The organism is Roseateles sp. GW821-FHT02E12 (assembly GCF_059421665.1).
Window position 1 is genome coordinate 497,764 of record NZ_JBWKVK010000003.1, and the last position, 23,293, is coordinate 521,056.

At 66.6% G+C, this 23,293-nt stretch carries 26 protein-coding genes and 1 tRNA gene; 20 read left to right on the forward strand and 7 right to left on the reverse strand.

The window, feature by feature from the left end; translation table 11 throughout:
• Nucleotides 1-2: 2 nt before the first annotated feature.
• The 10 genes from fdxH to AC07V5_RS20210 all read left to right on the forward strand — a co-directional run bounded on the left by fdxH (nucleotide 3) and on the right by AC07V5_RS20210 (nucleotide 8,351).
• The gene (fdxH, locus tag AC07V5_RS20165) at nucleotides 3-893 is read left to right on the forward strand and encodes a formate dehydrogenase subunit beta (protein ID WP_495117495.1); all 891 of its coding nucleotides are present in this window, start codon (nucleotides 3-5) and stop codon (nucleotides 891-893) included.
• 12 nt (nucleotides 894-905) lie between these two features.
• A complete protein-coding gene (locus AC07V5_RS20170) occupies nucleotides 906-1,520 on the forward strand; it encodes a formate dehydrogenase subunit gamma (RefSeq protein WP_495117496.1) in 615 nt (204 codons plus the stop codon).
• Nucleotides 1,517-2,509 carry a formate dehydrogenase accessory protein FdhE gene (gene fdhE / locus AC07V5_RS20175; protein ID WP_495117497.1) on the forward strand — a complete coding sequence of 331 codons (993 nt, stop codon included), beginning with the start codon at nucleotides 1,517-1,519 and terminating at the stop codon, nucleotides 2,507-2,509. The genes AC07V5_RS20170 and fdhE overlap by 4 nt, the downstream gene beginning before the upstream one ends.
• The gene (gene selA, locus AC07V5_RS20180; RefSeq protein ID WP_495117498.1) at nucleotides 2,509-3,933 is read left to right on the forward strand and encodes an L-seryl-tRNA(Sec) selenium transferase; all 1,425 of its coding nucleotides are present in this window, start codon (nucleotides 2,509-2,511) and stop codon (nucleotides 3,931-3,933) included. The genes fdhE and selA overlap by 1 nt, the downstream gene beginning before the upstream one ends.
• Nucleotides 3,930-5,795 carry a selenocysteine-specific translation elongation factor gene (selB, locus tag AC07V5_RS20185; protein ID WP_495117499.1) on the forward strand — a complete coding sequence of 622 codons (1,866 nt, stop codon included), beginning with the start codon at nucleotides 3,930-3,932 and terminating at the stop codon, nucleotides 5,793-5,795. The genes selA and selB overlap by 4 nt, the downstream gene beginning before the upstream one ends.
• Nucleotides 5,796-5,799: 4 nt before the next feature.
• Nucleotides 5,800-5,892 (forward strand) — tRNA-Sec (locus tag AC07V5_RS20190).
• A 165-nt stretch (nucleotides 5,893-6,057) separates the two neighbouring features.
• Nucleotides 6,058-6,483 (forward strand): glycine cleavage system protein H, encoded by a 426-nt coding sequence (locus tag AC07V5_RS20195; RefSeq protein ID WP_495117500.1) that lies wholly within the window; start codon nucleotides 6,058-6,060, stop codon nucleotides 6,481-6,483.
• Complete coding sequence (locus AC07V5_RS20200; protein WP_495117501.1) at nucleotides 6,480-6,857, forward strand: DsrE family protein; 378 nt, start codon at nucleotides 6,480-6,482, stop codon at nucleotides 6,855-6,857. The genes AC07V5_RS20195 and AC07V5_RS20200 overlap by 4 nt, the downstream gene beginning before the upstream one ends.
• 34 nt (nucleotides 6,858-6,891) lie before the next feature.
• Nucleotides 6,892-7,764, forward strand: a complete 873-nt coding sequence (locus AC07V5_RS20205; RefSeq protein WP_495117502.1) for a putative selenate ABC transporter substrate-binding protein — start codon at nucleotides 6,892-6,894, stop codon at nucleotides 7,762-7,764.
• Nucleotides 7,761-8,351 carry a nitroreductase family protein gene (locus tag AC07V5_RS20210; protein WP_495117503.1) on the forward strand — a complete coding sequence of 197 codons (591 nt, stop codon included), beginning with the start codon at nucleotides 7,761-7,763 and terminating at the stop codon, nucleotides 8,349-8,351. The genes AC07V5_RS20205 and AC07V5_RS20210 overlap by 4 nt, the downstream gene beginning before the upstream one ends.
• Here the strand turns inward: AC07V5_RS20210 and AC07V5_RS20215 are convergent.
• Nucleotides 8,335-9,834, reverse strand: a complete 1,500-nt coding sequence (locus tag AC07V5_RS20215) for a peroxidase family protein (protein WP_495117504.1) — start codon at nucleotides 9,832-9,834, stop codon at nucleotides 8,335-8,337. The genes AC07V5_RS20210 and AC07V5_RS20215 overlap by 17 nt on opposite strands.
• 222 nt (nucleotides 9,835-10,056) lie before the next feature.
• Here AC07V5_RS20215 and AC07V5_RS20220 point away from each other — a divergent pair, with 222 nt between their 5' ends.
• The 4 genes from AC07V5_RS20220 to ureC are packed head-to-tail and all read left to right on the forward strand — an operon-like array spanning nucleotide 10,057 to nucleotide 12,553.
• Entirely contained in the window at nucleotides 10,057-10,359 is a 303-nt protein-coding gene (locus AC07V5_RS20220; protein WP_495117505.1) for an urease subunit gamma, read from the forward strand.
• Between the two features lie 12 nt (nucleotides 10,360-10,371).
• Nucleotides 10,372-10,533, forward strand: coding sequence for a hypothetical protein (locus AC07V5_RS20225; RefSeq protein ID WP_495117506.1), 162 nt, complete (start codon nucleotides 10,372-10,374; stop codon nucleotides 10,531-10,533).
• Nucleotides 10,533-10,838 carry an urease subunit beta gene (locus AC07V5_RS20230; protein WP_495118014.1) on the forward strand — a complete coding sequence of 102 codons (306 nt, stop codon included), beginning with the start codon at nucleotides 10,533-10,535 and terminating at the stop codon, nucleotides 10,836-10,838. Before AC07V5_RS20225 ends, AC07V5_RS20230 begins: the two co-directional genes overlap by 1 nt.
• A complete protein-coding gene (gene ureC / locus AC07V5_RS20235) occupies nucleotides 10,835-12,553 on the forward strand; it encodes an urease subunit alpha (protein WP_495117507.1) in 1,719 nt (572 codons plus the stop codon). The genes AC07V5_RS20230 and ureC overlap by 4 nt, the downstream gene beginning before the upstream one ends.
• 63 nt (nucleotides 12,554-12,616) lie before the next feature.
• On the opposite strand, the gene AC07V5_RS20240 is transcribed toward ureC, so the two are convergent.
• From AC07V5_RS20240 to AC07V5_RS20250, 3 genes are all read right to left on the reverse strand, one after another.
• Complete coding sequence (locus AC07V5_RS20240) at nucleotides 12,617-13,126, reverse strand: hypothetical protein (protein WP_495117508.1); 510 nt, start codon at nucleotides 13,124-13,126, stop codon at nucleotides 12,617-12,619.
• A gap of 5 nt (nucleotides 13,127-13,131) precedes the next feature.
• Complete coding sequence (locus AC07V5_RS20245) at nucleotides 13,132-13,860, reverse strand: DUF5343 domain-containing protein (protein ID WP_495117509.1); 729 nt, start codon at nucleotides 13,858-13,860, stop codon at nucleotides 13,132-13,134.
• A gap of 307 nt (nucleotides 13,861-14,167) precedes the next feature.
• Nucleotides 14,168-14,923: a hypothetical protein gene (locus AC07V5_RS20250; protein WP_495117510.1), complete on the reverse strand. Its 756-nt coding sequence runs from the start codon at nucleotides 14,921-14,923 to the stop codon at nucleotides 14,168-14,170.
• Nucleotides 14,924-15,071: 148 nt separating this feature from the next.
• On the opposite strand from AC07V5_RS20250, the gene AC07V5_RS20255 reads away from it, so the two are divergent.
• Nucleotides 15,072-15,197, forward strand: a complete 126-nt coding sequence (locus AC07V5_RS20255; RefSeq protein ID WP_495117511.1) for a hypothetical protein — start codon at nucleotides 15,072-15,074, stop codon at nucleotides 15,195-15,197.
• A 60-nt stretch (nucleotides 15,198-15,257) separates the two neighbouring features.
• Here AC07V5_RS20255 and AC07V5_RS20260 read toward each other — a convergent pair whose 3' ends face one another.
• Nucleotides 15,258-16,088, reverse strand: a complete 831-nt coding sequence (locus tag AC07V5_RS20260; RefSeq protein WP_495117512.1) for a spondin domain-containing protein — start codon at nucleotides 16,086-16,088, stop codon at nucleotides 15,258-15,260.
• A 342-nt stretch (nucleotides 16,089-16,430) separates the two neighbouring features.
• Between AC07V5_RS20260 and AC07V5_RS20265 the strand changes: the two genes are divergently transcribed.
• Nucleotides 16,431-17,330, forward strand: a complete 900-nt coding sequence (locus AC07V5_RS20265; RefSeq protein ID WP_495117513.1) for a PEP-CTERM sorting domain-containing protein — start codon at nucleotides 16,431-16,433, stop codon at nucleotides 17,328-17,330.
• A 50-nt stretch (nucleotides 17,331-17,380) separates the two neighbouring features.
• Here the strand turns inward: AC07V5_RS20265 and AC07V5_RS20270 are convergent, their stop codons facing one another.
• Complete coding sequence (locus tag AC07V5_RS20270) at nucleotides 17,381-18,481, reverse strand: hypothetical protein (RefSeq protein WP_495117514.1); 1,101 nt, start codon at nucleotides 18,479-18,481, stop codon at nucleotides 17,381-17,383.
• Nucleotides 18,482-18,688: 207 nt separating this feature from the next.
• On the opposite strand from AC07V5_RS20270, the gene truD reads away from it, so the two are divergent.
• On the forward strand, nucleotides 18,689-19,702 hold the full coding sequence (gene truD, locus AC07V5_RS20275; RefSeq protein WP_495117515.1) for a tRNA pseudouridine(13) synthase TruD: 1,014 nt from the start codon (nucleotides 18,689-18,691) through the stop codon (nucleotides 19,700-19,702).
• Between the two features lie 207 nt (nucleotides 19,703-19,909).
• Here the strand turns inward: truD and AC07V5_RS20280 are convergent, their stop codons facing one another.
• Nucleotides 19,910-20,728 (reverse strand): DNA/RNA non-specific endonuclease, encoded by an 819-nt coding sequence (locus AC07V5_RS20280; protein WP_495117516.1) that lies wholly within the window; start codon nucleotides 20,726-20,728, stop codon nucleotides 19,910-19,912.
• Between the two features lie 204 nt (nucleotides 20,729-20,932).
• Here AC07V5_RS20280 and AC07V5_RS20285 point away from each other — a divergent pair, with 204 nt between their 5' ends.
• The 3 genes from AC07V5_RS20285 (at nucleotide 20,933) to AC07V5_RS20295 (ending at nucleotide 23,182) form a co-directional block, all read left to right on the forward strand.
• Nucleotides 20,933-21,433, forward strand: a complete 501-nt coding sequence (locus AC07V5_RS20285) for an endonuclease V (protein ID WP_495117517.1) — start codon at nucleotides 20,933-20,935, stop codon at nucleotides 21,431-21,433.
• Nucleotides 21,434-21,632: 199 nt separating this feature from the next.
• Nucleotides 21,633-22,421, forward strand: a complete 789-nt coding sequence (locus tag AC07V5_RS20290) for an alpha/beta hydrolase-fold protein (protein WP_495117518.1) — start codon at nucleotides 21,633-21,635, stop codon at nucleotides 22,419-22,421.
• A 92-nt stretch (nucleotides 22,422-22,513) separates the two neighbouring features.
• Nucleotides 22,514-23,182, forward strand: coding sequence for an ion channel (locus AC07V5_RS20295; protein ID WP_495117519.1), 669 nt, complete (start codon nucleotides 22,514-22,516; stop codon nucleotides 23,180-23,182).
• Nucleotides 23,183-23,293: the final 111 nt, after the last annotated feature.

A 23,293-nucleotide genomic window follows, 5' to 3' on the forward strand; every position in this document is an offset into this window, starting at 1 on the left:
CCATGTCATCACTCCAATCCCTCGACATCGCCAAGCGCTCGGCCACCACCACGCCGTCCACGCAGGCCCGCCAGCACGTCGCTGAAGTCGCCAAGCTCATCGACGTGTCCTCCTGCATCGGCTGCAAGGCCTGCCAGGTGGCGTGCATGCAGTGGAACGACCTGCGCGACGACGTGGGCGACAACCACGGCACCTACGACAACCCGCGCGACCTCACGCCCCAGAGCTGGACGGTCATGCGCTTCTCGGAGGTGGAGGTCGAGCAGGGCAAGCTGGAATGGCTGATCCGCAAGGACGGCTGCATGCACTGCGAAGACCCAGGTTGCCTGAAAAGCTGCCCGGCTCCCGGCGCCATCGTGAAGTACACGAACGGCATCGTGGACTTCATCTCCGAGCACTGCATCGGCTGCGGCAACTGCGTGACCGGCTGCCCGTTCGACGTGCCGCGCATCAGCAAGGTCGACAGCAAGGCCTACAAGTGCAGCCTCTGCTCCGACCGCGTCGGCGTGGGCCTGGAGCCGGCCTGCGCCAAGGCCTGCCCCACCGGCGCCATCCGCTTCGGCACCAAGGAAGACATGCTGGACTACGGCGCCGAACGCATCGTCGACCTGAAGGAGCGCGGCTACGCCAACGCGGGTGTGTACGACCCACCGGGCGTGGGCGGCACCCACGTCGTCTACGTGCTGCAGCATGCCGACAAGCCCGAGCTGTACCACGGCCTGCCCAAGGACCCGAAGATCAGCCCCCTCGTCTCCCTGTGGAAGGGCGTGGCCAAGCCGCTGGCCGTGGCAGCCATGATCGGCGCGGCCGTGGCCGGCTTCTTCCACTACACGCGCGTCGGCCCCATAGAAGACCCGGACGACCCCGCAGCCGACCGCAACACCAACGCCTGACAGGAGCACGCCATGGCCACCCGCCTTCTGCAGCGCTACAACGCTGGCGAGCGCACCAACCACTGGTTGATCGTGCTGTTCTTCCTCGGCGCCGGGCTGTCGGGCCTGGCCTTCTTTCACCCCGCCTTCTACTTCCTGACGGCGCTCTTCGGCGGCGGCACCTGGGCGCGCATCCTGCACCCCTTCATGGGGTTGCTGATGGCGCTGTGCTTCCTCGGCATGTTCCTGAAGTTCTGGCGGCACAACGTGATGAACGAGGCCGACAAGGAATGGATGAAGCACGCCGGCGAGATGCTGCGCGGCGACAAGAGCCGCATGCCGCCGGCCGGCCGCTACAACGCCGGGCAGAAGCAGGTGTTCTGGGTCATGGTCGTCAGCCTGGCCGTGCTGGTGCTGACCGGGTTCATCTTCTGGCAACCCTGGTTCGCCGACAGCTTCCCCATCGTCGCGCGGCGCATCGCCGTCGTGCTGCACGCGCTGTCGGCCACGGTGCTGATCCTGAGCGTCATCGTGCACGTCTACGCGGCAATCTGGGTCAAGGGCACCCTGCGCGCGATGACGCGCGGCACGGTCACCGACGGCTGGGCGCGCCAGAATCACCCGCTGTGGCACCAGGAGAAGCGTTGACCACCAGCACCAAGCTACTGAGTCCGGAACAGATCGCCGTTCGCGCCGGCGAGCAGCTGACCTTCCTGCACCTGCCCGAACCCGGCGTCTTCGCCGAGCGTGCGCTGCGCCTGCGGGCGCTCAGCGCCGGGCACGCGATGCGCGACTTCCTGCTCTTCGTGGCCGAACTGGCCGACGCCCAGCACCGCGCGCTGGCCGCCCGTGGGCTGGTGCCCCTGCCCACGCCCGAGCAGATCGACGCCGCCGCCCGCGCCGGGCTGCCGCTGCTGCCGGCAGAGACCTGGGCGCGTGCGCCCGTCTGGCGCAACTCACTACGGGCCTTGCTCACCGACCTGGCCAGCCACCTCGCCGACGGCCCCGCCAAAACGGTAGCCCTGGAACTCGCCGCCGCGAGCGACGAACACCTGGAAACACAGGCCGGCCGCCTGCTGTCCGGCGTCATGCTGGGCCTGGACATGGCCACGGCGCCGCTGATCGCCGCCGGCCTGCAGCTCTACTTCGTTCGCCTCGTGCAGCAGACAGCCGCAGCCCACGCAGGCCCCGCGCTGGCGCCTTTCGGCCGCATTGATGACGCAACCGTGTGCCCTTGCTGCGGCTCGCACCCGGTCGCCTCCGTCGAGCGCCTCGGCTCCGAGGGTGCGCGCTACCTCGCCTGCGGCCTGTGCGCCACGCAGTGGCATTACGTGCGCATCAAGTGCACCCATTGCCAAAGCACCAAGGGCATCTCGCTGCAAAGCGTGGTTGCGGCCGACGAGGCCTCGACGACGACCGGCGCTGTCGTGCAGGCCGAGTGCTGCAGCGAGTGCGGCCACTACCTCAAGCTCATGCATCCGGCGCGGGACAACGGCGTCGAGCCCCTGGCCGACGACCTCGCCAGCCTGACGCTGGACCTGCTCGTCAGTGAGGCGGGCCTGCAGCGCCATGGCGTCAACCTGCTGCTGCTGTTCGGCGAGCCCGACGAAGCACCCCCACCCGGCCGAGAGCACTGATGGCAACGCCCGACGAATCCGTGGTCCACGGTTCCAAGGCGAGTCCAAAAGACCTGCCGGCGCTGGACAAGCTGTTGCGCGACTGCGCACCGCTGGTTGCCGAACACGGCCACACGCTGGTGGCGAACGAGGCGAGGGCGCTGCTGGACGGCCTGCGCACACGCGCCGTTGCCGGCGAACTGCCGCGCAGCGAACTGCACACGCTGCCCCAGGCCCTCGCCAGCCGCGTGCAGGCGCGCATGCAGCCGGCCATGCGCGCGGTGCTCAACCTCACCGGTACCGTCATCCACACCAACCTCGGCCGCTCGCTGCTGGCCGACGCAGCGCTGCAGCAGGTGCTGGCGCTGATGGGTTCGCCCAACAACCTGGAGTTCGACCTCGACACCGGCAGCCGCGGTGACCGCGACGACCTTATCGAGAGTCTGCTCTGCGAGCTCACTGGCGCCGAGGCCGCCACTGTCGTCAACAACAACGCCGCCGCGGTGCTGCTGGGCATTGCGGCGCTGGCGCGCGGCAAGGAGGCCATCGTGTCGCGCGGCGAGCTGGTCGAGATCGGCGGCGCCTTCCGCATGCCCGACGTGATGAGCGCGGCCGGCGCCACGCTGGTGGAAGTGGGCACCACCAACCGCACCCACCCGCGCGACTACGAGGGTGCCATCACGCCGCGCACCGGGCTCATCGTCAAGGTCCACACCAGCAACTACGCGGTGCAGGGCTTCACCGCGTCGGTCGACGAGGCCACGCTCGCGCCCATCGCCCACGCCGCCGGCCTGCCGCTGATGACCGACCTTGGCAGCGGCGCGCTGGTGGACCTCGCCAAGTGGGGCCTGCCCGCCGAGCCCCTGCCGCAGGCCATGCTCGCGGCCGGTTGCGATGTCGTCACCTTCAGCGGCGACAAGCTGCTGGGCGGCCCGCAGGCCGGCCTCATCGTGGGCAGCAAGGCCGCCGTGGGGCGCATCCGCAAGTTCCCGATGAAGCGCGCGCTGCGGCTGAGCAAGCTGCCGTTCGCGGCGCTGGAGGCAACGCTGCGGCTCTATCTGCGCCCCGAGCGCCTGGTGCAGGACCTGCCTACGTTGCGCCTGCTGACCCGCCCGCAGGAGCAGATCGCCGCGCTGGCCCGGCACCTGTCGCACGAGGTTGCCGCCGCTGTATCGCCGCGCTTCACCGTCGAGGTTGTTGCGCTGCAAAGCCAGATCGGCTCCGGCTCGCTGCCTGTCGATCGCCTGCCATCCGCCGGGCTCGCCATCACCGCCGTCGACGGCCGCGGCCGCAGCCTCGAAGCCCTGGCCACCGCGCTGCGCGAACTGCCCCGCCCGGTCATCGGCCGCATCAACGACGACCGCCTGCTGCTGGACCTGCGTTGCCTCGAAGAGCCCGCGCTGCTGACCTCGCAACTGGCCACGCTGAAGGAGGCGCTGGCGTGATCGTTGGCACCGCCGGCCACATCGACCACGGCAAGACCACGCTCGTCCGTGCGCTCACGGGCGTCGACACCGACCGTCTGCCCGAGGAGAAGGCGCGTGGCATCAGCATCGAGCTGGGCTATGCCTACCTCGACGTGCCGGGCCTGGACGAGCGCCTCGGCTTCATCGACGTCCCCGGCCACGAGAAGCTCGTCCACACCATGCTGGCCGGTGCCAGTGGCATCGACTTCGCGCTGCTGCTCGTCGCAGCCGACGACGGCGTCATGCCGCAAACCCGCGAGCACCTTGCCGTGCTCAGCCTGCTGGGACTGAACAAAGGCGCCGTCGCCATCACCAAGGCAGACCGCGCCGAGCCCGCCCGCATCGCCGCGCTGACCGACGAGGTCCGTGCGCTGCTCGCCGGCACGGGGCTGGCCGTCGCGCCCATCCTCGTCGTGTCAGCCCAGACGGGGCAGGGCGTGGCCGAGCTGCGCGAGCTGCTCTTCGACGCTGCCCGCCACCTGCCGCCGCGCCATGTGCACGGCCTGGCGCCTCGCCTCGCGGTGGATCGGGCCTTCACGCTGGACGGCGTTGGCACCGTCGTTGCCGGCACGCTGCATGCCGGCGAGATCGCCGTGGGCGACGAGCTCATGCTGGCCGGCCGCCGCGCCCGTGTGCGCAGCCTGCACGCGCAGAACCGTGCGGTCGAGCGCGCCCACGCTGGCCAGCGCTGCGCGGTGGCCCTGGCCGGCATCGCCAAGGAAGACGCCCCGCGCGGCGCCTGGCTGACGGCGCCTCACGTGGCCCTGGCCACGGAGCGCGTCGATGCCCACCTGCGCCTCTGGCCCGGCGAGGCCAAGCCGCTGCGCTCCGGCGCACGCGTTCACCTCCACCTCGGCGCGCAGAGCTTGATGGCCAGCGTCGCCGTGCTGGACGGCGAGCAGATCGAACCCGGCGCTTCGGGCCGCGTGCAGCTCGTCTGCCACGGGCCGGTCGGTGCCTGGCGGGGCGACCGCCTCGTGCTGCGCGACGCCGGCGCCACGCGCACGCTGGCCGGCGGCACGGTGCTCGACCCCTTCGCGCCCACCCGCTATCGCCGCACGCCCGAGCGCCTGGCCGAGCTGGCCGCCTGCGAACTGCCCACCGCTGCGCGCCGGCGCGAGCGCCTGCTGACGCTGGCGACGCTGGGCCTGGACCTGGCCCGCTTTGCGCAGGCGGAAGGCCTGGCCGAGCCGCTACAGGGCTGGGCCCTGGGCGACGAAGCGGGTGCGGCCCTGACGGCCAGGCTGCTCGCCACGCTGGCCGACTTCCACGCCAGGTCGCCCGACGAACTCGGCCCCGACGCCGCCCGCCTGCGCCGGCTGGTGGCGCCGCGCATCGCTGAGCCGCTGTGGCGTGAGGTGCTGGCCAACCTGCGCGCCACGGGCCGCGTCGCCGTGCGGGGCGCCTTCGTGCACCTGCCCGAGCATGGCGTGCAGCTGTCGGCCGTGGAGCAGCGCATCGCGCAGAAGATCGCCCCCCGCCTGATTGCCGCCGGGGCCGAGGGCGCCTGGGCGCGCGATCTCGCCAAGGACTGCGCCGAACCCGAGCCGCTGATGCGCGCCACGCTTGCCCGCCTGGCCCAGCAAGGCGAGCTGCACCAGGTGGTGAAAGACCTGTACTGCGACACCGCGACGATGGCGCGGCTCGCGACCATCGCGCGCGGCATCGGTGCGCAGCACGGCAACGTCACGGCCGCAGCCTTCCGCGACGCGACGGGCCTGGGCCGCAAGCGCGCCATCCAGCACCTGGAGCATTTCGACCGCGTCGGCCTGCTGCGGCGGGTGGGCGACGAACATCGGGTCCGGGCAGACAGCGCGCTGTTTGCGGAGGGCGCCGCATGAACTTGGAGGGGCAACGACACCGGTGTGTCGGCCGGGCTTCAAACCCGGTGGGGGGCGCCACGCGCTCCTGGGAGGGTTCGACTCCCTCGCCCCTCCGCCGTTGGGTATTCATTCGGCTACTGCGCGGCCCGATCTTGCGCCTGCGATGCTCACCGTACCCCAGTACGGCTCCGCTTCTCGACGCAACCTCGGGCCGCTCGCGACGCCGACTGAACACCCAACGCTCTTGTCTGATTCGCGTGGGTTCATGTCGATGATTGCAATGTCGATGCCCCAGAGCTTCTGGCTCTGGGCCGAAGACCAGACCTGGGCCGAGCCCCTGCCCGACGGGAACGTTCGCGTCGGCATCACAGCGCTGGGGCTCAAGGCCTCGGGCGACATCTACATGTGCCGCCCCAAGCCCGTTGGCAGCGAGGTGGAGCAGGGGCGTTCCATCGGCGTCGTCGAGCTGGCCAAGTCCATCGTGGCGGTGAAGTCGCCGCTGTCGGGCGTCGTCACGCGCGTGAACGAAGCCCTGGAAGCGCGGCCCGAGCTGGTCCATCAGTCGCCCTACGAGGCCGGCTGGCTGGTCGAGTTGGCGCCGTCACGGCTCGACGCTGAAAAACCCGGGCTCGCCATCGGCGAAGCGGCCATCCGCGACGCGATGGCGCGCTGGGCCTGGCTCAACCAACTGGGCGGTGCGGCATGAAGACCGGCCTCGCGCTGCTGCTCTGGGCGGCTGACCCCGACGACCCCGTGCGGCTGGCCACGCCTTTCGCCCACGCCGCCGCGGCCGCGGCGATGGATCTGCAGGTCGAGGTCTATTTCTCGGCCCGCTCCGTGCGCCTGCTGCTGCCCGGCGTGGCCGAGGGGCTGCGTGCTTCGGAGCGCTTCGACAAGTCAATCGCCGACTGGATGCAGGACGCGCTGGACCACGGCGCGCGCTTCTTCGTCTGCACCGATGCGCTCGCGGCCCAGGGCCTCGTGCATGCCGATCTCATCCCTGCCGGCCGCCAGCACGGCGGTGCGGTTCAATACGCGGTTCGCGCGGCCGACCCGGCCTGGACCGCCTTGGTGTTCTGACCCCCAACGGCTTGCCTTCAACAGGAGACTCACGATGACTGCCTTCCCCCTCTCCGTCGCCCGTGTGGCGCGTGGCCTGGTGGCCGTGCTGGCCTTGGCCGGCGCCGCGGCCCAGGCCCAGCAGGTGCTGCGCGTGACCGCCATCCCCGACGAGTCGCCCACCGAGCTCTCGCGCAAGTTCGCGCCGCTGGGGGCCTACCTGGAGAGCAAGCTCGGCATGAAGGTTGAGTGGACGCCGGTGACCGACTACGCCGCCGCGGTGGAAACCGTCGTCAACAAGAAGATCGACCTGGCCTGGTTCGGTGGCTTCACCTTCGTGCAGGCCAATGTGCGCTCGGGCGGCAAGATCGTGCCGCTGGTGCAGCGCGAGGAGGACGAGAAGTTCCGCTCCGTCTTCATCACCGACGCCAAGAGCGGCGTCGCCAAGCTGGAAGACCTGAAGGGCAAGACGCTCTCCTTCGGCTCGCAGAGCAGCACCTCCGGCCACCTGATGCCGCGCAGCTTCCTGCTGGCCGCCAAGATCGACCCCGACACGGACCTCAAGCGCGTGGCCTTCAGCGGCGCGCACGACGCCACCATCGCCGCCGTTGCCAGCGGCAAGGTGGATGCCGGCGCGCTGAACATCTCGGTGTGGGAGAAGTTCGTCACCGAAAAGAAGGTGGACCCGGCCCAGGTCAAGGTCTTCTACACGACGCCGCCTTACTTCGACTACAACTGGTCCGTCCACGCCGACATGCCGCAGGCCCTGCAGGACAAGATCAAGGCCGCCTTCCTGGCGCTGGACCCGAACACCCCGCAAGGCAAGGAAATCCTCGGCCTGCAGCGCGCGACGAAGTTCATTCCCAGCAAGCCTGAGAACTACACCGGCATCAAGGCCGCCGCCGAGAACGCTGGCCTGCTGAAGTGAGCACGGCGCCGCTCAGCCTCGAAGCGCTGCTGACGCGCTATTCGGTCGGCCCCAAGCACCTCGTCGAGCCGGGGCCGAACGACGAGCAGTTGGCGCTGATGGCCCAGGCCGCGCTGCGCGCACCCGACCACGCCGAACTGGTGCCGTACCGATTCAAACTGGTGCGTGGTGACGCAAAGCAGGGCATGGCCGCCCTGTTTGCCGACGCGGCCCGTGCCGCCGGCAAGGGCGAGGAGGGTGCCGCGCTGGACGCCGAGCGCGCGCTGAAACCGCCGGTCACGGTGGCCGTCGTGGCCCGCATCGACCCGGGCCACCCCCAGGTGCCCGCGCACGAGCAGTGGGCGGCCATCGGCGGCGCCATCGCCAACTTCCTGACGGCGGCTCACGCGCTGGGCTTTGGCGGCAAGATGCTCAGCGGCGCCAAGGTGCGCAACCCCGCCATCGCGGCAGCCTTCTGCGAGCCTGGCGAGACGCTGATCGGCTGGATTGCCCTCGGCACGCCGGTGCGCAAACCGGCAGGGCCGGCGCGCAAGCCGGCTGCCGATCAGGTGCTTGTGGAGTGGCAGCCGTTCAAACCAGGCCGGTGAACTTCAAGACGTTCCAGAAGCTGATTTCCTTGCCGATCATCGGCACCCAGCCCGCCGGTGCCGCATTGCGGAAGGAGCGTGGGTCGGCATCGACGATGCCGTTGAACACCTCCATCAGGATGCGCCCGCCCACCGGGCCGAGCTGGGAGACCGAGCACGGGCCGCTGACGAAGTCTTCGTCGTTCAGGTCGCGCTTGCCCACCTCGCGCCAGTAGTCCAGCACGGGCTTCTGCGCCTCGGCCAGGATGTAGAACCACAGCGGTGTCTCGGTCAGGAAGCGCTTGTCGGCGCTCTCGATGCTCTTGAAGGTGAAGCCGTCGGCGCCCTCCGCGCGCACCATCAGGTTGTCCGCGCCCAGCGGCTCCTCGTGCAGCTTGGCCGCAAAGGCCTGGCCGGTGGCGATGGCATAGCTTGGCAGGTTGCCGCGCTTGAGGTTCAACGCCGCCAGCGACGCACCGTTGCCCACGCTGGGCGGCAGCTGGGCCAGCGGGTCCACCAGCGAGGTGTCGATCTTGTAGGCCCATTGCAGGCGCACGGCGGGGTTGTTTTCCACCGGCTCAGGGCCGTTCTTGACGGGGATGCCGAAGCTTGGCGTGAAGAAGCGGCCCCAGTCGTCGATGACATGCGCCGCCGGCAATGGCTGGAAGCCGATGAGGCTGTCGGCGGTGAGGTCGCCGCCGTCGAAGATGAGCTTCTTGGTTGCGGTGTTGAGCCGGTAGCCACGCCTCACCATCGAATGGCCGTAACGGTAGGCCGCGCCGACGAATTCCTTGGGCAGTTGGGTGCGCAGCGTCGGCACGTAGAGGTCGTAGGCGGCGTCGCCGAGGGCCGCGCGGCGCTGGGTGAAGAAGTCGTAGGTGTGGGTGTTGATGATGCGCAGCAGATAGTCCTCCAGCACGACGCGCTGGTAGGTCCAGGTGACCTCGGCGCGGGCCCGCTCGAAGAGGTTACCGGTGTCGCCGCCGGCGCTCAGCTTGGCAACGACGGCGTTGTGGAACTTGATCATCGCCAGCTGGATCTGGCAGACGATGGAGTTCTCGTCGTTGCGCTTGTCGCCAATGATGGCGCGGCCATTGGCTGGCTGGCGCATCAGGTCCTGGCCGCTCGGGTCGATCAGCAGCGTGGCGCCGTCGGCGGCGTACATGTAGGGCTGGTCCTGCGGGCCGGCGCCGTAGACGCAGTCCAGGTCCATGGCCGGCGTGCGCAGGTTGGAGGCCGCGTCTGTGGGCCTGGAGAAGGACGAGGTCGTGTCCAGCGTCAGGTCATGGTCGATGAACTGGCCGAAATAGGTATAGCCGGCGGGTACCTTCAGGTTCTCCTCGGCATCGGCACCGTCGTTGAGTTCGTCGTCCTCCATGATCATCAGCCGGGCCAGGGCATCGAGGCTGGCGTCGCTGAAGGGTTTGTGGTTCTCGGGCAGCAGGCGGGTGAACTTCTGTTCGCGCGTGCCGAGCAGGCCGTGGCCGTTGTTGGGGGATGTCATGGCAGTCTCCTGAATGAGCAAGCGGAAGGGCATCGTGAACCTGCGGTTGCGCAGGTAAATCCCCAGCCTTGCGGAAGAAACGCCTCTGGCATGCTTCAAGCTAGGGGTCAGGTAGCACCCGTTGCCCTGAAGCTGTCGCCAAGCCAACATGGAGCTGACTCCCCGTGCTCAGGCGGCCTTTGCGGCCGCCCGGACTGACTGAAAGAAATCGAGCAAAGCGAGATGGAACTCACCCCCCGAGAGAAAGACAAGCTGCTGCTCTTCACGGCAGCGCTTTTGGCTGAACGGCGCAAGGCTCGTGGCTTGAAGCTCAACTACCCCGAGGCCGTTGCCTTCATCAGTGCCGCCATCCTCGAAGGCGCGCGCGACGGCAAGACGGTTGCGCAGCTGATGAGCGAGGGCCGCGAGATCCTGACCCGGGGCGACGTCATGGACGGCATCGCCGAGATGATTCCGGAGATCCAGGTTGAAGCCACCTTCCCAGACGGCACCAAGCTCGTCACCGTTCACCAACCCATTCCTTGAGTAGCCCGAACCATGCGCGCACTTGCCCTGCTCCTGATCGCCGCCCCCGCGCTTGCGCACGAAGGCCACGGCCCCAGCGGCCCGCACATGCATGGCTGGGATGGCATGGCCACGTTGGCCCTGGCCGTCGCGGCCGGCATCGCCGTCTGGTGGTTCGCCAAGGGCCGCAAGTGATGATCCCCGGCGAGCTGATCACCGCGGAAGGTGAACATGAACTCAACCCCGGCCGCCGCACGCTGACGCTGAAGGTGTCCAACACCGGCGAGCGGCCCATCCAGGTCGGTTCGCACTACCACTTCGCTGAGACCAACGCGGCCCTCGGCTTCGACCGCGAGGCCGCGCGCGGCATGCGACTCAACATCTGCAGCGGCACCGCCGTGCGCTTCGAGCCCGGCCAGTCACGCACCGTCGAGCTGGTGGACCTGGCCGGTGACCGCACGGTCTACGGCTTCCGCGGTTTGGTTCAAGGCAAGCTATGAGAATTTCCCGCCGTGCTTACGCCGAGATGCTCGGCCCGACCGTTGGCGACAAGCTGCGCTTGGCCGACACCGCCCTCATCATCGAGATCGAGCAGGACCTGACGCTGCGTGCCGGCGGCTATGGCGAAGAGGTCAAGTTCGGTGGCGGCAAGACCGTGCGCGACGGCATGGGCCAGTCCCAGCGCATCAACGGCCCCGGCGCCGGTGACGCGGTCGACACCGTCATCACCAACGTTGTCATCCTCGACCACTGGGGCATCGTCAAGACCGACATCGGCCTGCGCGGCTGCCGCATCGCGGCCATCGGCAAGGCCGGCAACCCCGACGTGCAGCCCGGCGTGGACATCGTCATCGGCCCGGGCACCGAGATCATCGCGGGCGAGGGCTTCATCGTCACACCCGGCGCCATCGACACCCACATCCACTTCATCTGCCCGCAGCAGATCGAAGAGGCGCTGATGAGCGGCGTGACGACCATGATCGGCGGCGGCACCGGCCCCGCCACCGGCACGCTGGCCACCACCTGCACGCCCGGCCCGCACCACATCGCCACGATGCTGAAGGCGGCTGAGGCCTTCCCGATGAACCTTGGCTTCATGGGCAAGGGCAACGCCAGCCGCCCCGAGGCCTTGATGCAGCAGATCGACGCCGGCGCCATCGGCTTGAAACTGCACGAGGACTGGGGCACCACGCCCGCGGCCATCGACAACTGCCTGAACGTGGCCGAGCTGACCGACACCCAGGTCGCCATCCACACCGACACGCTCAACGAGAGCGGCTTCGTCGAAGACACGATTGCCGCCTTCAAGGGCCGCACCATCCACAGCTTCCACACCGAAGGCGCGGGCGGCGGCCACGCGCCGGACATCATGAAGGTGGTGGGCGAAGCCAACGTGCTGCCCAGCTCCACCAACCCGACGCGGCCGTTCACCGTCAACACGCTGGACGAGCACCTCGACATGCTGATGGTCTGCCATCACCTGGACGCGGGCATCGCCGAAGACCTGGCCTTTGCCGAGAGCCGCATCCGCCGCGAGACCATCGCCGCCGAAGACATCCTGCACGACCTCGGCGCCATCAGCATGTTCTCGTCCGACTCGCAGGCCATGGGCCGCGTGGGCGAGGTGAGCCTGCGTTGCTGGCAGACCGCGCACAAGATGAAGGTGCAGCGCGGCGCCTTGCCCGGCGACGGTGCGGGCAACGACAACGCCCGCGTGAAGCGCTACCTCGCCAAGCTCGCCATCAACCCCGCGCTGGCCCACGGCATCAGCCATGAGGTGGGTTCGATCGAGGTCGGCAAGTGGGCCGATCTGGTCTTGTGGAAGCCCGCCTTCTTCGGCGTGAAGCCGTCATTGATCCTGAAAGGCGGCTTCATCGCCGCCGCCGCGATGGGCGACGCGAATGCGTCCATCCCCACGCCGCAGCCGGTGCACTACCGGCCGATGTTCGGCTCCTTCGGCGCCGCGTTGCAGCAGGGCTCGCTGACCTTCGTCAGCCAGGCGGGGCAGGCCAATGTCGAGAAGCTGGGCCTGGCCAAGACGCTGGTGCCGGTGAAGGGCTGCCGCTCAGTCAGGAAGGCCGACATGCTGCTCAACAACTACCTGCCCACGATGGAGATCGACGCGCAGACCTACGAGGTGAGGGCGGACGGCGTGCTGCTGACCTGCGAGCCGGCGAAGGAATTGCCGATGGCGCAGAGGTATTTCCTGTTCTAGTGGCTCTTGCAAGCTGGCTCACAACCGATCGGAGTCGACGGCGCCATCAGTTAGTCGACCGCCTCACTTGAGATGAGCCAAAGTGACTAGTTCCTGGACGATTACTCGCAGGTCACTGATGAGCTTGTCTATGTCCTGCCGCTGGGCGATGAAGCGCCGACTGTGAGCTGACATGTCGCCAACGTCCTTAAGTCTGGGTAGAGCTGATTTCGCGTTCCTGCTGAGATTCCACGTCTGCTCCGCGACGAGCAGTCCAATGAGATCTCTTAGGTAGAAAAAGTCGCCGGCAGAGTTTTGGATCTTTGACGCGATCCCGTGCTTCTCAAACACCTCAATGATGAGTGTCTCTATCAGTCGGCGAATCATGACGGCGGAGGCGTCGTACCAGCCGTTCGCGTAGGAACCATTTATCTGGTGGACCAATCGCTCAAGATAGCCGCGCGTGTTGCGGACTAGCGAGAAGTAGACGACTGGCTCATCCTGGCTTGGCGCACCCTCTTCCGGCGGTGGATTCCTAGCGCGAATGCTATCCCTGAGCTGTCGAACTCCGTGCAGAGCGCTCTCAATGTCCATTCGATTCAGCTCTTGAATGGAAGGTGCTTTGCCATGCTCTCAAAGATCTTGTCAATCTGCTCAGGGCTACTGTCCGGCGAAATGTGGATCTGTATGTCGACGTGCAACTTCGGACTAAACCCACGTCGTGCGCCTTCGTCTTCACTCGAATCCCGATGTTCGTGAGCTGATCGAGAGACATTCGTGAGCGGTTTAGATACTGCTTCCTTCACTACCTTGGCAGCCGTGGTTGTTTTCGTTGGAGGCTTTGCCGACTTGCTGGCGGGCGGCGCTGCCTTAGCTTTTGTTCCGTTCTGCTCCTTCGCCTTCGCCAAGTCAGCTTCGAGCAGCATTAGATAGGTGGCTGCGTAAGCTCTAGCGGCAGATTGGCCGACCCTTGCACTCCTAGCAAACCAGTTCTCGACGTCCTTGGTTTGGGCGTTGGTATCGTGAAAGAGATCTCGCAGTTCCTGTGGATACGTGGCTTCTAGAATCTGTTTACAGACCTCTGGATACTTCTTGTCGTCGCGCCAGTCGTAGGCCAAGTCGCTCGGCTTGCCAGAATCGTCTATCAAACCGAAGGCGCGCAATGGCGGGATGATGTTTGCGCTAGCGGACGCCTCACCCATACCTAGGGCCGTCGCGATGTAGCTTGGAGAGACCTTTTCTGGGGTCCGTTGCTTGAACTTGTCTCGCAACAGAAACCAGTTGCTCTTCGGGATCTTCGGATAGCCCTTCTTCTTTTCGTCCGCCATCGCCATCCTCCTTTGATTGATCCGTCAGCCGGTCGATGCTCTTTAGGCATCGCGGTGAACGACGGTACATCAACTCGTCGTGGTCACTACTCCGGTTGATCGCTGAGCTCGGTAGGTTTGGGTGAGCCTGCGAACCCCAACATTTAGGCCGCTGGGATTCGTTGGGGTTCACTTCGTTCACTCCAAGGCGTGATCGACGCTGCATGGGCAAGCGTGGGTGATGTGGACATCGACGCGGGAGAGTGAAGCGTTGGGGTTCGCGGTGCTAACCCCACTCACCCCAACTACCGCGCTTGAAGTGCAAGGCTCAGTAGCCCATTCGCGCCATGGCCATCGTGACGTTGGTGCTGAGCTTGGTGCGCCACTGAGCCTTGAGGGCCGTCTGGACTTCGGGCTGAACTGACCCGAGATCGCTGGTCAGCCCGAGGTCCGATGCCTTCATGGAGGTGCTGCCACTGCCAATCCGGTTGGTGATTTCGTTGCCACCTCGATCGACCAGCACGACCAGTACGTTGGCATGGACGAGAGCGCTGGGCTCCAGGCCAGGCAGCGCACGCAGGATCACACCGACCCCTTTGCCGCGCTCATTTTCCAGTGAGGTGTCGATCACAACAAACAGTGCATCCACACCTGCTGCGTTCGCCAAGGCGGCGAGGTCGAACTTGATGGTGCCGGTGTGCGAAGACCATGAAACGCCAGCGCTGCTGAACTTTTGAGAAAGGCTCGCGCCGTTGGCACCGGATGGCTTTACAGCCCATGCGGGGCGTGCGCTTTGGAGTCGCGATTCGATCGCGGCTGTGGCGATTTTGTTCAATTCACCACCCATCGGTACGGTGCGCGCATCGTTGTTGAAGACGGTGAGCCCAAGCTTCTGAACTTGCACATCCTCTTGCAGCAGCGACACAACGGCAACGGACTTGATGGCCGCGTCGGTATCGACGGTCCGGCGGGCTGCTCCTGCACATCCCACTAGTCCGATCAGAACAAACAGTTGCAGCAAAACAAGGCGTCGGATATTCAACATGCGCTCCCTGAAGTTGTCGTGCGTGATCGCCTCAAACATTCTGCCCAATCGCAAACGAGCCAGCGATACAGATGAGCGCACCTTAAGTCCCAGCTCGGTAGGTTGGTGTGAGCCCGCGAACCCCAACGTCTAGGCCTGCCCAATTCGTTGGGGTTCACTCCGTTCACCCCAACCTACCGCGAACGCCATGCGCTACCGCCGCGCCAACACCCCGGGCGCCGCCTACTTCTTCACGTTGAATGCGGCCGATCGCGGCGGCCGGCTGCTGATCGACTACATCGACGCGTTGCGGGACATCGACGCCGGAGAGTGAAGCGTTGGGGTTCGCTGTGCTCACCCCAACCTACGGTTTGGCCGCCTTGTGCAGGCTCGCTCAGGCCTTGTTCGCAGTACCGGCGCCTGCACGCTTGCGCAGCAGGTGGATCAGCGGCAGCCCGCCCACTAGCAGGGCCCAGGTGGTGGGCTCGGGCACAGCGCTGATGGTCAGGCTGGCAGCGGGGCCAGGCAGCCAGTTCCAGGCCGCTGGCGCGTTCGCGTCGCCCCGGATGCCCAGGTGGGTGGTGATCAAACCGCCTTCGGGATCGCGCGCGTTGCCCAGCCCGAGTGCGCCGAGAAAGCCATTGGCCTCGCTGTTCTTCTCCGAGCCTGCGTCGTAGCCGTACAGGTTGATCGTGACGGTGCCGGTGATGGTCGACAGGTCCAGGCCGCTGACGCCGACGAAGCCGTCATTCGTCCAGCCCAGCATGCTGGCAAACGACAGCAGGTGGTGCGAAGCATCGGCCTGCACGCGTACCGTCACGGAGTCCTGTTGAGGCAGGGGCGCAGACAGCGGCGCCGCGACGCTGAGCACGCTCGTGCCGGCCAGCGCATTGACTTCGTCGAGCAGGAAGCTGCGATTGCCGCCTTCTGCAATGCGCCAGATCGTCTCCGGTGCGGCTTGGCCGACGGTGTAAGCCGTGTAGGCCGCGCTGTGCGTGATGAACACCGGTGGCGAAAGCCGCTGCCCGGTCTGTGCCGTCGCCGCCCCCGTCGTCGCCGCATTGCTCGTGAGGTTCTTGAAAGTGATGTCGTAGGCCGGCGCTTGTGCAGCGGCCAGTTGGGGCAGCGAGAGGGCGGCCGCAAGCGCCACCCCGAGGGCGGCCAGCCGATGGGTAGCGATGGCTGCCCGATGGGGGGCACGGGGGGCGTGATGGATGGTGTTCATTTGAGCGATCTCCGGTTGGTGGGCACGCAGGGCAACACCCTGCGTGCTGCAGTCGCCGCCGGGCCGCAGCCATTACTCCCTAGCTTCATTGGGGCCACTCGGATGGGGGTGTTCCTGTAAGGAGCAAGGCTGAAGGTCGACCAAAGCGCCCGCGGAAAGACCGAAGGCCGGGGCAGAGAGCCGTTCGCCGCGCGCGAATCGGGGGCAGGGCTCAAATCAAAACCAAAGTCGGCACCTGCGGTGAACAGACGTATTTCAAGCCCGCCGTGGATCAGCCGGTTTTAGGGGCTGACGGCCGCTGGGTGGGCGCGTAGCGTTGGGTCACTGCACAAGGAGCCCGACATGCACCACCGCCTCGCCCTGCTGCCTCTCGCCCTGGCTTGCCTGCCCGCCTTCGCGGCCGAAATGGGCCAACAGAACCTCGGCTCTACTGGCGCCCTGGTGTCGAGCTGTGGCGGCATGGCCACTGGCGCGTTCCCGACCGAAGGCAATCTGTTCGACTGGCAGGCAGGCCTGTCCAACTGCAACGCCGCCTCGACCACCACTGTGGGGCAGCAGTTGGCGACCAGCGGCTCCTACAACCAGGCGACGCCTTCCGTCCAGACTGACTCGCACGGTAACGCCATGTACGGCTCGGTCGGGATGTACGCGCATTTCCGCGCCAATGCCAGCGCCGGCTTCGCGGCGGCCGAGAGCACGGCCGGCTGGACCGACACCTGGACACTGATGCCGGCCAATTCGGCCCAGATCGGCCAGAACGCCGTGCTGAGCTTCAGCATCCATCTCGACGGCGTGCTCGACGGCCTGCCCACCGGCAACAGCTACACCCGGATCGGCAGCCAGGTCTGGCTCAACAACGCGGCGGTTGGGGGGCAGAGTTTTCGCGTCCAGGGTCAAGGCCAGGGTGGCTTTCCCTTCCACCAGGTGATCGACCAGAACGTCAACTTCAGCGTCACGGTCAAGCTGGGCACGCCTTTCGAGCTGGGCATCTTCTCGCGGGCTTCCGCAGGCACGGCCGGCGCCGGGCCGAACTGGTTCAGCGAGGCCACCAGCGACTTCGCCAGCACGCTGACCTGGCAAGGCGTCAGCGGCGTCAGCGTGGCCGGCAACGCGATCGCCTACACGCTCAGCAGCCAGAGCGGCATCGACTGGAACCAAGCCTATGCGCCGGTGCCAGAGCCCTCGGCAGCACTGCTGTTGAGTGGTGGCCTGCTCGCGCTGGCGCTGCGTAGGCGCCGCTGACCTCGCTTGCTCGAGACTCAGCTCCCGGTTCGGGGGGCGCAGCCGATGCACTACCGACCGATGTTGGGGGCGTTTGGTGCCGCGGCAAACACGGCTTCGATGTCGTCGCGCGGGTAAGGTGCGCTTCTGTGTTCGCCATGCAGCTCGACGTAGAAGTCGTTGACGAGCGAGGCGATTGCCGCATGGCGATGGATGATCGCGGCGACTTCGGCAGGTAGCTCAGGGATCAACTGGCGCACGGCTTGCCCCTGCGCGACGGCGCGAACCCATGCCATTCGTTCCTGCAGGCTGCTTGCCGTTGGAGCAAAAGCCTTGATCAGCCAGTTGACCCACTTGGCCAGGACGTAGGCGCGGTCCAGGCTGGCGTTGTGGTGCAAGTAGTTCAACTCATCCGGCGTGAGCGCGAAGCGCTCGGACGTGGCCAGCCCGAGATCGGCAAAGTAGAGCCTGTGCCCGTCGGTAAGGATGTTGCCAAAGTGAGCATCTCCGTGCACCAGCCCGAGCGAGTTCATCCGGGGAATGTCGACCGTCAAGCCGCGCTCGACCATGGCGCAAGCCGATTCGAGCGCCGCGGGGCCTGCTGCCAACTGCTGCTCCAGCCACGCGGACAGATTCCAGGGCAGGTACTCCAAGAAAATCATGACGCTGGCCGTGGCATCGGCAAGCGCCTTGATGCGCCGGCCCATGGACTCAGAGCCATCCCAATAGCTGGCCATGCCCTCGACGTCGGCCAACTCATGGGGTAGAGGCGCAGCCCCTGCCGATGCGGCGCCCTCTAGTACGCGCCAGTGGTACATCAACGGGAAAGTCTCCAATTGTTGCGACAGCACCCAACCGGTCGTCATGGAATTGGCGGCCAGCTCACGCCACACGCCAAAGCCGACCGAGCCGACGTTGCGCTGGCAAAAGGTCGGGAGCTGGAAGAGGTTCTCCGTTGACAGTCGGTTCTCGGAGCGCCGCTCCAGATCCGTCAACCGCACACGCTTGGCGAACACCTTGCAACCGTCAAGCTCGATGGCCAACGTGGTGCCACCGATGCCCGATGCCAATTGCTCGGCCGCATCCACAAGTCGGGTCAACTGCTGATCGCTTTGCAGCGCCAACGCAGTTGAGATCTTTGCGAATCGTGCAATGCGCTCGGTGTGGGTCATTGATGAGGCAAGAAGTGCCCCCGGGGGCGATGGGCGTTCAGCCTACATGACGGTCAGCCGCCGGTCGTAGCGCGCAACGGTTCCCGTTGAAGTCGCATCTGTTGACGCTCGTTAAGGCATACGGGCAGGGAGAGAATCAACGTTTGGACTGCCCCTGGTCGGCTAGGCAGCCTTTCCCTCTCTACAGCTGGTGCCATCAAACCGCTCATGACCGACTCTCAATACACGACCTTGCCGCAGTGGCCCAACGCTTATCCGGCCAGCGGCGCCAGCGCCACGCTGAAACTCCTCAACGAGGATTTCATCGTGACCGAACTGCCGCTGCAGCTGCCCTCCGGTGCGGGCGAACACATCTGGCTGGACATCGAAAAGAACGGTGCCAACACCGCCTTCGTCGCCCAGCAACTGGCCGCTGCCGCCGGCGTGCAGGAATGGGACGTGGGCTATGCCGGCCTCAAGGACCGCTACGCCATCACCCGCCAGTGGTTCAGCATCTATTTACCCAAGGGCGAGACGCCTGACCTGACCCTGCTTCAGCACCCGGAATTCAAGGTGCTGAGCCAAAGCCGCCACGTGAAGAAGCTGCGCCCCGGTGATCTGCAGGGCAACCGATTCCGCATCCTGCTGCGTGACGTGACCGGCGACCGCGACGCCATGGAGGCCAATCTCAAGGCCGTGGCGTCACAGGGCGTGCCCAACTATTTTGGCGCTCAGCGTTTCGGCTTTGAGGGCGGCAACGTCGAGCAGGGCCGGGCCATGCTGGCGCGCGAAATCCGCGTGCGCAACCCGAAGAAGAAGGGCATCTACCTGTCGGCGGTGCGCTCCTTCGTCTTCAATGAAGTGCTGGCGCTGCGAATGCAGCAGGGGCTCTGGGGCAAGACCCTGCCCGGTGATGTGATGGACGAGGCGGGCCGGCCCACCGGACCGCTCTGGGGACGGGGCCGCGTGATCTCCACCGATCAAGCGCAGGCCCTGGAAAACGGCGTGGCTGAACGTCACGCCACCTTGTGCAACGGCATGGAATACGCCGGTCTGGATCAGGAGCGCCGCGCCCTGGTGGCGAGCCCGGCGGACATGTCATGGGAATGGCCGCAAGCCGATCAACTGGTGCTCACGTTCTCTTTGCCCGCCGGGAATTACGCCACGTCCGTTCTGAACGAAATCCTCCGCACCACGGAGCCTGACCGGCGCACGGAGGACGAGCCTGCGGCTGTCGAATGACGGTGTGCTCACCTCGGGTTGAAGGGTGCAGACGCTGTTCCCGGTAGGTCCAGGCACAGCGTTTCCCGTCCGGCCGCTTCGGGGTGGCCAAATTTGGGGCGCGAATGTCGGTTCAGGGTCGGCAGCGGGTGCTTGTCGGATTGACGACCCTGCTCGGGATCGTCGTTCTCGCCCCCGCATGCGCTTGGCGACCGCCGGTGCTCTTCCTCAGTTGCAGCCGTTTGCCGTCAAGAAGTCCGTGCCGCGCACGCGTTCGCTGGTGCCGCTGCTGCCGCCGCCGTCCACGTTGGTGAAGTGCAGCGTGACCTTGGCGCCGTTGCTCTGACGGGTGATCGTCATGGTGAAGGACGATGGGATGAGCGTGGAGCTGCTGGGGTAGCCGACGTCGATGCTGTAGCGCATGGCACCGGTGGCCAACACACCGCACTTGGCCATCTTGTTCTCGAGCTGGGCCCAGTTGCCGCGGTTGAAGTTGGCGTCCTGCGGCACGATGTTGGCGCGGCCGCCCCAGCCGCCGAGCTGCGAGCCGATCAGATGGCCGCCGTCGTAGTCGTTGCTGGGGTTCTCGGCGTCGCCCCACTGGCCGATGCTGGTCTGGCAGGAGTCCTGGCGGGCCTCGGCCTTGATGGGCGGCAGGTCGGCGTAGGCCTTGTTGGGGCGGCCGGAGCTGTCGATGTAGTAGTACTCGCCGTTGAAGTTGTGCCACTTGGTGCGGTCGGCGGTGGGGAAGAACTTGGCGCAGTCGGTGATGGCCTGCGGGTGGGCTTGCTGGATCTTGGCCAACTCGGGCCCGTGCACCTCGTAGCCGATGCCGAAGCGCGCCAGCTCGGTGGTGATCTCGGGCTCGCTGTGCGTGTCGAAGAACTGCCGCAGCCCGTCGGCGCCGCCGTGCGCGGCCTCCAGCCGGTCGGCCATTTCGGGCGAGTCGTCGCCACCGCCGCCGCAGCCGCTCAGCAGTTGAAGCGCCAGCGCGAGGGCCAGGGCGGCCCGCAGAGCAGCAGCGGAAGGAATTCGCGTCGTCGTCATGAGAATCTCCGTTGCGCATCTGCGCGCGGCGAGATTCTTGGAGCCGGGGCGCCTCGCAGAGCCCCGTACTTTCCTGGGATGGCGTGGCGTGCCCGATGGGTGCTTGCGACAGCTATAGGCAGCCACGCAAGGCGGCGCGGCGGACTTTGTCGGCTGCCGCCGCTGATGGTCAAGTGCGTGAACTGCAGCGGCTCATACTCCGGCATGAAACTCGTAGTAGCTGTTCTTTTCGATGGCGCGCAGGCGAATGCTGCCGCTGTGGCTTTCGACGCCTGGGATGCCGCGGAAGCGACGAAGACTTACGTCTCGCGCATCGCCCATGTCGAGAAGGCCGTACGAGGAGAACTCGACCTGCGCGAACTGCCCTGCGTGATGCAACTGTTGCGGGAGCACAGCCTGGAGCCCGAGCTCATCCTGGTTGACGGCTTTGTCCATCTTGATGCCGACGAAGCGCCGGGCCTGGGCCAGCACCTGTATCAGGCGCTGGGCGGCAAGGTGCCCATCGTCGGTGTTTCGAAGAGGAGCCTGCCGGGCCTGTCGGCGCAGTGCGAGGTCATGCGAGAGGAGGAAACGCCGCCGCTGATCGTGACGTCCGCGGGCATCGACATCGGCGCGGCCAAGGCGCGACTGCGTGCCATGCACGGCAGGAAGCGCGTGCCCACGCTCATGAAGCTCGCAGCTCGCCTGGCGAAGAACAAGGATTGATTCCCCGCCGCGATAGTTCCTGGGTGCATCGAGGCCGGCATCTTGCCGATGCCTGTATCCCACACCACCGGTAATCGCCGATGCGCTCGCAGGGCAGGCAATGCAGCTCACCCCTCCCATTCAACGCCTCGGCACTTTTTCCGTCGTACTTGGCCCGCTGCGCTGCCATCCTCGGCCTCGTCATCACCGAGGGAATCCCATGCAGCGACGCCTGCCCCTGCTTCTGAGCCTTGCCTGCCTGCTCGCCGCCTGCGGCCCGCGAGGGCAGGCCACCGACACCAAGCCGCCTGAACCGCCCTACACCTTCGCAGGCGCGGTTGAGCGCGGCAAGACGATCACGTCCAGGATCACCGGCGTCACCTACCCGTATCACGTCTACCTGCCGGCGGACTACGCAACCTCCGGCAAGAGCTACCCGGTGATCTACGGGACGGACGGCCAGTGGAGCTTCCCGCCGTTCTCGCGGATGCTGGACGAGCGGCGCAAGCAGATGATCCTGATCAACGTCGAGCAGGGCGGGGAGGACCGGCGGTCGACCGATTTCGTCTCGAGCGGCGCAGCGGCTTACGGCCGTTTCCTGAAGGAGGAGCTGGTGCCGCTGGTGGAGGCCAGCTATCGCACGACGGGCGTGCGCACGTACACCGGCACGTCGCTGGGCGGCCTGCTGGGCGCGCTGATGCTGAGCACCGAGGACGCGACGACGCCCTTCTTCAGGAACTACCTGCTGTTCGACGGCTCGTACTTCATGCTGGGCGACAAGGACGTCAAGAACGAGGAGGCCCGTCTGGCGGCCAGCCGCCAGTTGCCGGTACGGCTGATCCTCACGGGTGCGACCCAAAGTGGCAACGACAAGGTGACGGCCGCGCTGGCGGCGCGTTATCAGAGCCGGCCTTATGTCGGCCTGCAGATTCACCGCAAGAGCTTCGATGTCGACCACTTCCATGTCGGCAATCCGTCGTTCGCCTGGGCGCTTGACCTGATCGAGTGAGCCGCGTGGCGCTTTGATCTGGCGTGCGGCTGAGTGGTCAGCAACTTGGGTCACCAGCAGGTAACGAACCCGGCAGCGCACAGAATCCAGCCATGCATGTCCGCCACCGAAGACTTCTCGTCATCACGCGCCGCCACCCGTCGGCCGTCCTGCTGATCGTTCAGCTGGTCGGCCTGCTGCTGTACCCCATCCTCGAATCGACGCACGCCGGCCCACTGGCGCTGAGCGCCTTCGGCATCGTCGTGCTGGTGTTCACCACGCGCATGGTTCGCCGCACGCCCGGCCTGACGTGGCTGAGCGTCGGCCTCGCGCTGCCGGCCATCGTCATGCTGGTGCTGCAGGCGGTGTGGAACATGCACTGGCTGCTGCCCTGGTCCGCCGCGCTGGAGGCGCTGTTTTACTTCTACGCCGCCGGCAGCCTCGTGGCCTACATGATGGGCGACATGCACGCGACGACCGACGAGCTGTTTGCCGCCGGCGCCACCTTCACGCTGCTGGCCTGGGGCTTTGCCTACAGCTTTGTGGTGCTGCAGGCCTTGCAGCCGGGCAGCTTCTCGGCGGCCGTGCAGGCCGAGCAGCCGCGCACGTGGTCGGAGCTGATGTTCCTGAGCTTCGCGCTGCTGTCCAGCACGGGCATTGGCGATGTCATCCCGGTGCGCCCGCTGGCCCGCGCGGTGACCAGCCTGGAGATGTTCGTCGGCGTGGGCTACCTGGCGGCCGTGGTGTCGCGCCTGATCGGGTTGACGCTGCTGCGCCGTTAAGGCGTGCCTGGCGAGCCAGGCTGAACGAACTCAAGCTTCCTGGGTGCCGGCGCGGTGCGTATGCTTGGCTAGCCATCACCGCGTCACCTGGCCAGCCAGCAGTCTTGATCC

Excerpts from the sequence above, each read along its gene's own strand:
- AC07V5_RS20205 (WP_495117502.1), top strand. The coding sequence starts at position 6,892 with ATGACTGCCTTCCCCCTCTCCGTCGCCCGTGTGGCGCGTGGCCTGGTG.
- AC07V5_RS20245 (WP_495117509.1), bottom strand. The coding sequence starts at position 13,860 with ATGGCGGACGAAAAGAAGAAGGGCTATCCGAAGATCCCGAAGAGCAAC.
- AC07V5_RS20195 (WP_495117500.1), top strand. The coding sequence starts at position 6,058 with ATGTCGATGCCCCAGAGCTTCTGGCTCTGGGCCGAAGACCAGACCTGG.
- AC07V5_RS20260 (WP_495117512.1), bottom strand. The coding sequence starts at position 16,088 with ATGAACACCATCCATCACGCCCCCCGTGCCCCCCATCGGGCAGCCATC.
- AC07V5_RS20255 (WP_495117511.1), top strand. The coding sequence starts at position 15,072 with ATGCGCTACCGCCGCGCCAACACCCCGGGCGCCGCCTACTTCTTCACG.
- AC07V5_RS20230 (WP_495118014.1), top strand. The coding sequence starts at position 10,533 with ATGATCCCCGGCGAGCTGATCACCGCGGAAGGTGAACATGAACTCAAC.
- selA (WP_495117498.1), top strand. The coding sequence starts at position 2,509 with ATGGCAACGCCCGACGAATCCGTGGTCCACGGTTCCAAGGCGAGTCCA.
- AC07V5_RS20225 (WP_495117506.1), top strand. The coding sequence starts at position 10,372 with ATGCGCGCACTTGCCCTGCTCCTGATCGCCGCCCCCGCGCTTGCGCAC.
- AC07V5_RS20250 (WP_495117510.1), bottom strand. The coding sequence starts at position 14,923 with ATGTTTGAGGCGATCACGCACGACAACTTCAGGGAGCGCATGTTGAAT.
- AC07V5_RS20290 (WP_495117518.1), top strand. The coding sequence starts at position 21,633 with ATGCAGCGACGCCTGCCCCTGCTTCTGAGCCTTGCCTGCCTGCTCGCC.
- AC07V5_RS20285 (WP_495117517.1), top strand. The coding sequence starts at position 20,933 with ATGAAACTCGTAGTAGCTGTTCTTTTCGATGGCGCGCAGGCGAATGCT.
- ureC (WP_495117507.1), top strand. The coding sequence starts at position 10,835 with ATGAGAATTTCCCGCCGTGCTTACGCCGAGATGCTCGGCCCGACCGTT.
- AC07V5_RS20200 (WP_495117501.1), top strand. The coding sequence starts at position 6,480 with ATGAAGACCGGCCTCGCGCTGCTGCTCTGGGCGGCTGACCCCGACGAC.
- AC07V5_RS20220 (WP_495117505.1), top strand. The coding sequence starts at position 10,057 with ATGGAACTCACCCCCCGAGAGAAAGACAAGCTGCTGCTCTTCACGGCA.
- AC07V5_RS20215 (WP_495117504.1), bottom strand. The coding sequence starts at position 9,834 with ATGACATCCCCCAACAACGGCCACGGCCTGCTCGGCACGCGCGAACAG.
- AC07V5_RS20240 (WP_495117508.1), bottom strand. The coding sequence starts at position 13,126 with ATGGACATTGAGAGCGCTCTGCACGGAGTTCGACAGCTCAGGGATAGC.
- AC07V5_RS20280 (WP_495117516.1), bottom strand. The coding sequence starts at position 20,728 with ATGACGACGACGCGAATTCCTTCCGCTGCTGCTCTGCGGGCCGCCCTG.
- AC07V5_RS20295 (WP_495117519.1), top strand. The coding sequence starts at position 22,514 with ATGCATGTCCGCCACCGAAGACTTCTCGTCATCACGCGCCGCCACCCG.
- truD (WP_495117515.1), top strand. The coding sequence starts at position 18,689 with ATGACCGACTCTCAATACACGACCTTGCCGCAGTGGCCCAACGCTTAT.
- AC07V5_RS20265 (WP_495117513.1), top strand. The coding sequence starts at position 16,431 with ATGCACCACCGCCTCGCCCTGCTGCCTCTCGCCCTGGCTTGCCTGCCC.
- fdxH (WP_495117495.1), top strand. The coding sequence starts at position 3 with ATGTCATCACTCCAATCCCTCGACATCGCCAAGCGCTCGGCCACCACC.
- AC07V5_RS20270 (WP_495117514.1), bottom strand. The coding sequence starts at position 18,481 with ATGACCCACACCGAGCGCATTGCACGATTCGCAAAGATCTCAACTGCG.
- AC07V5_RS20170 (WP_495117496.1), top strand. The coding sequence starts at position 906 with ATGGCCACCCGCCTTCTGCAGCGCTACAACGCTGGCGAGCGCACCAAC.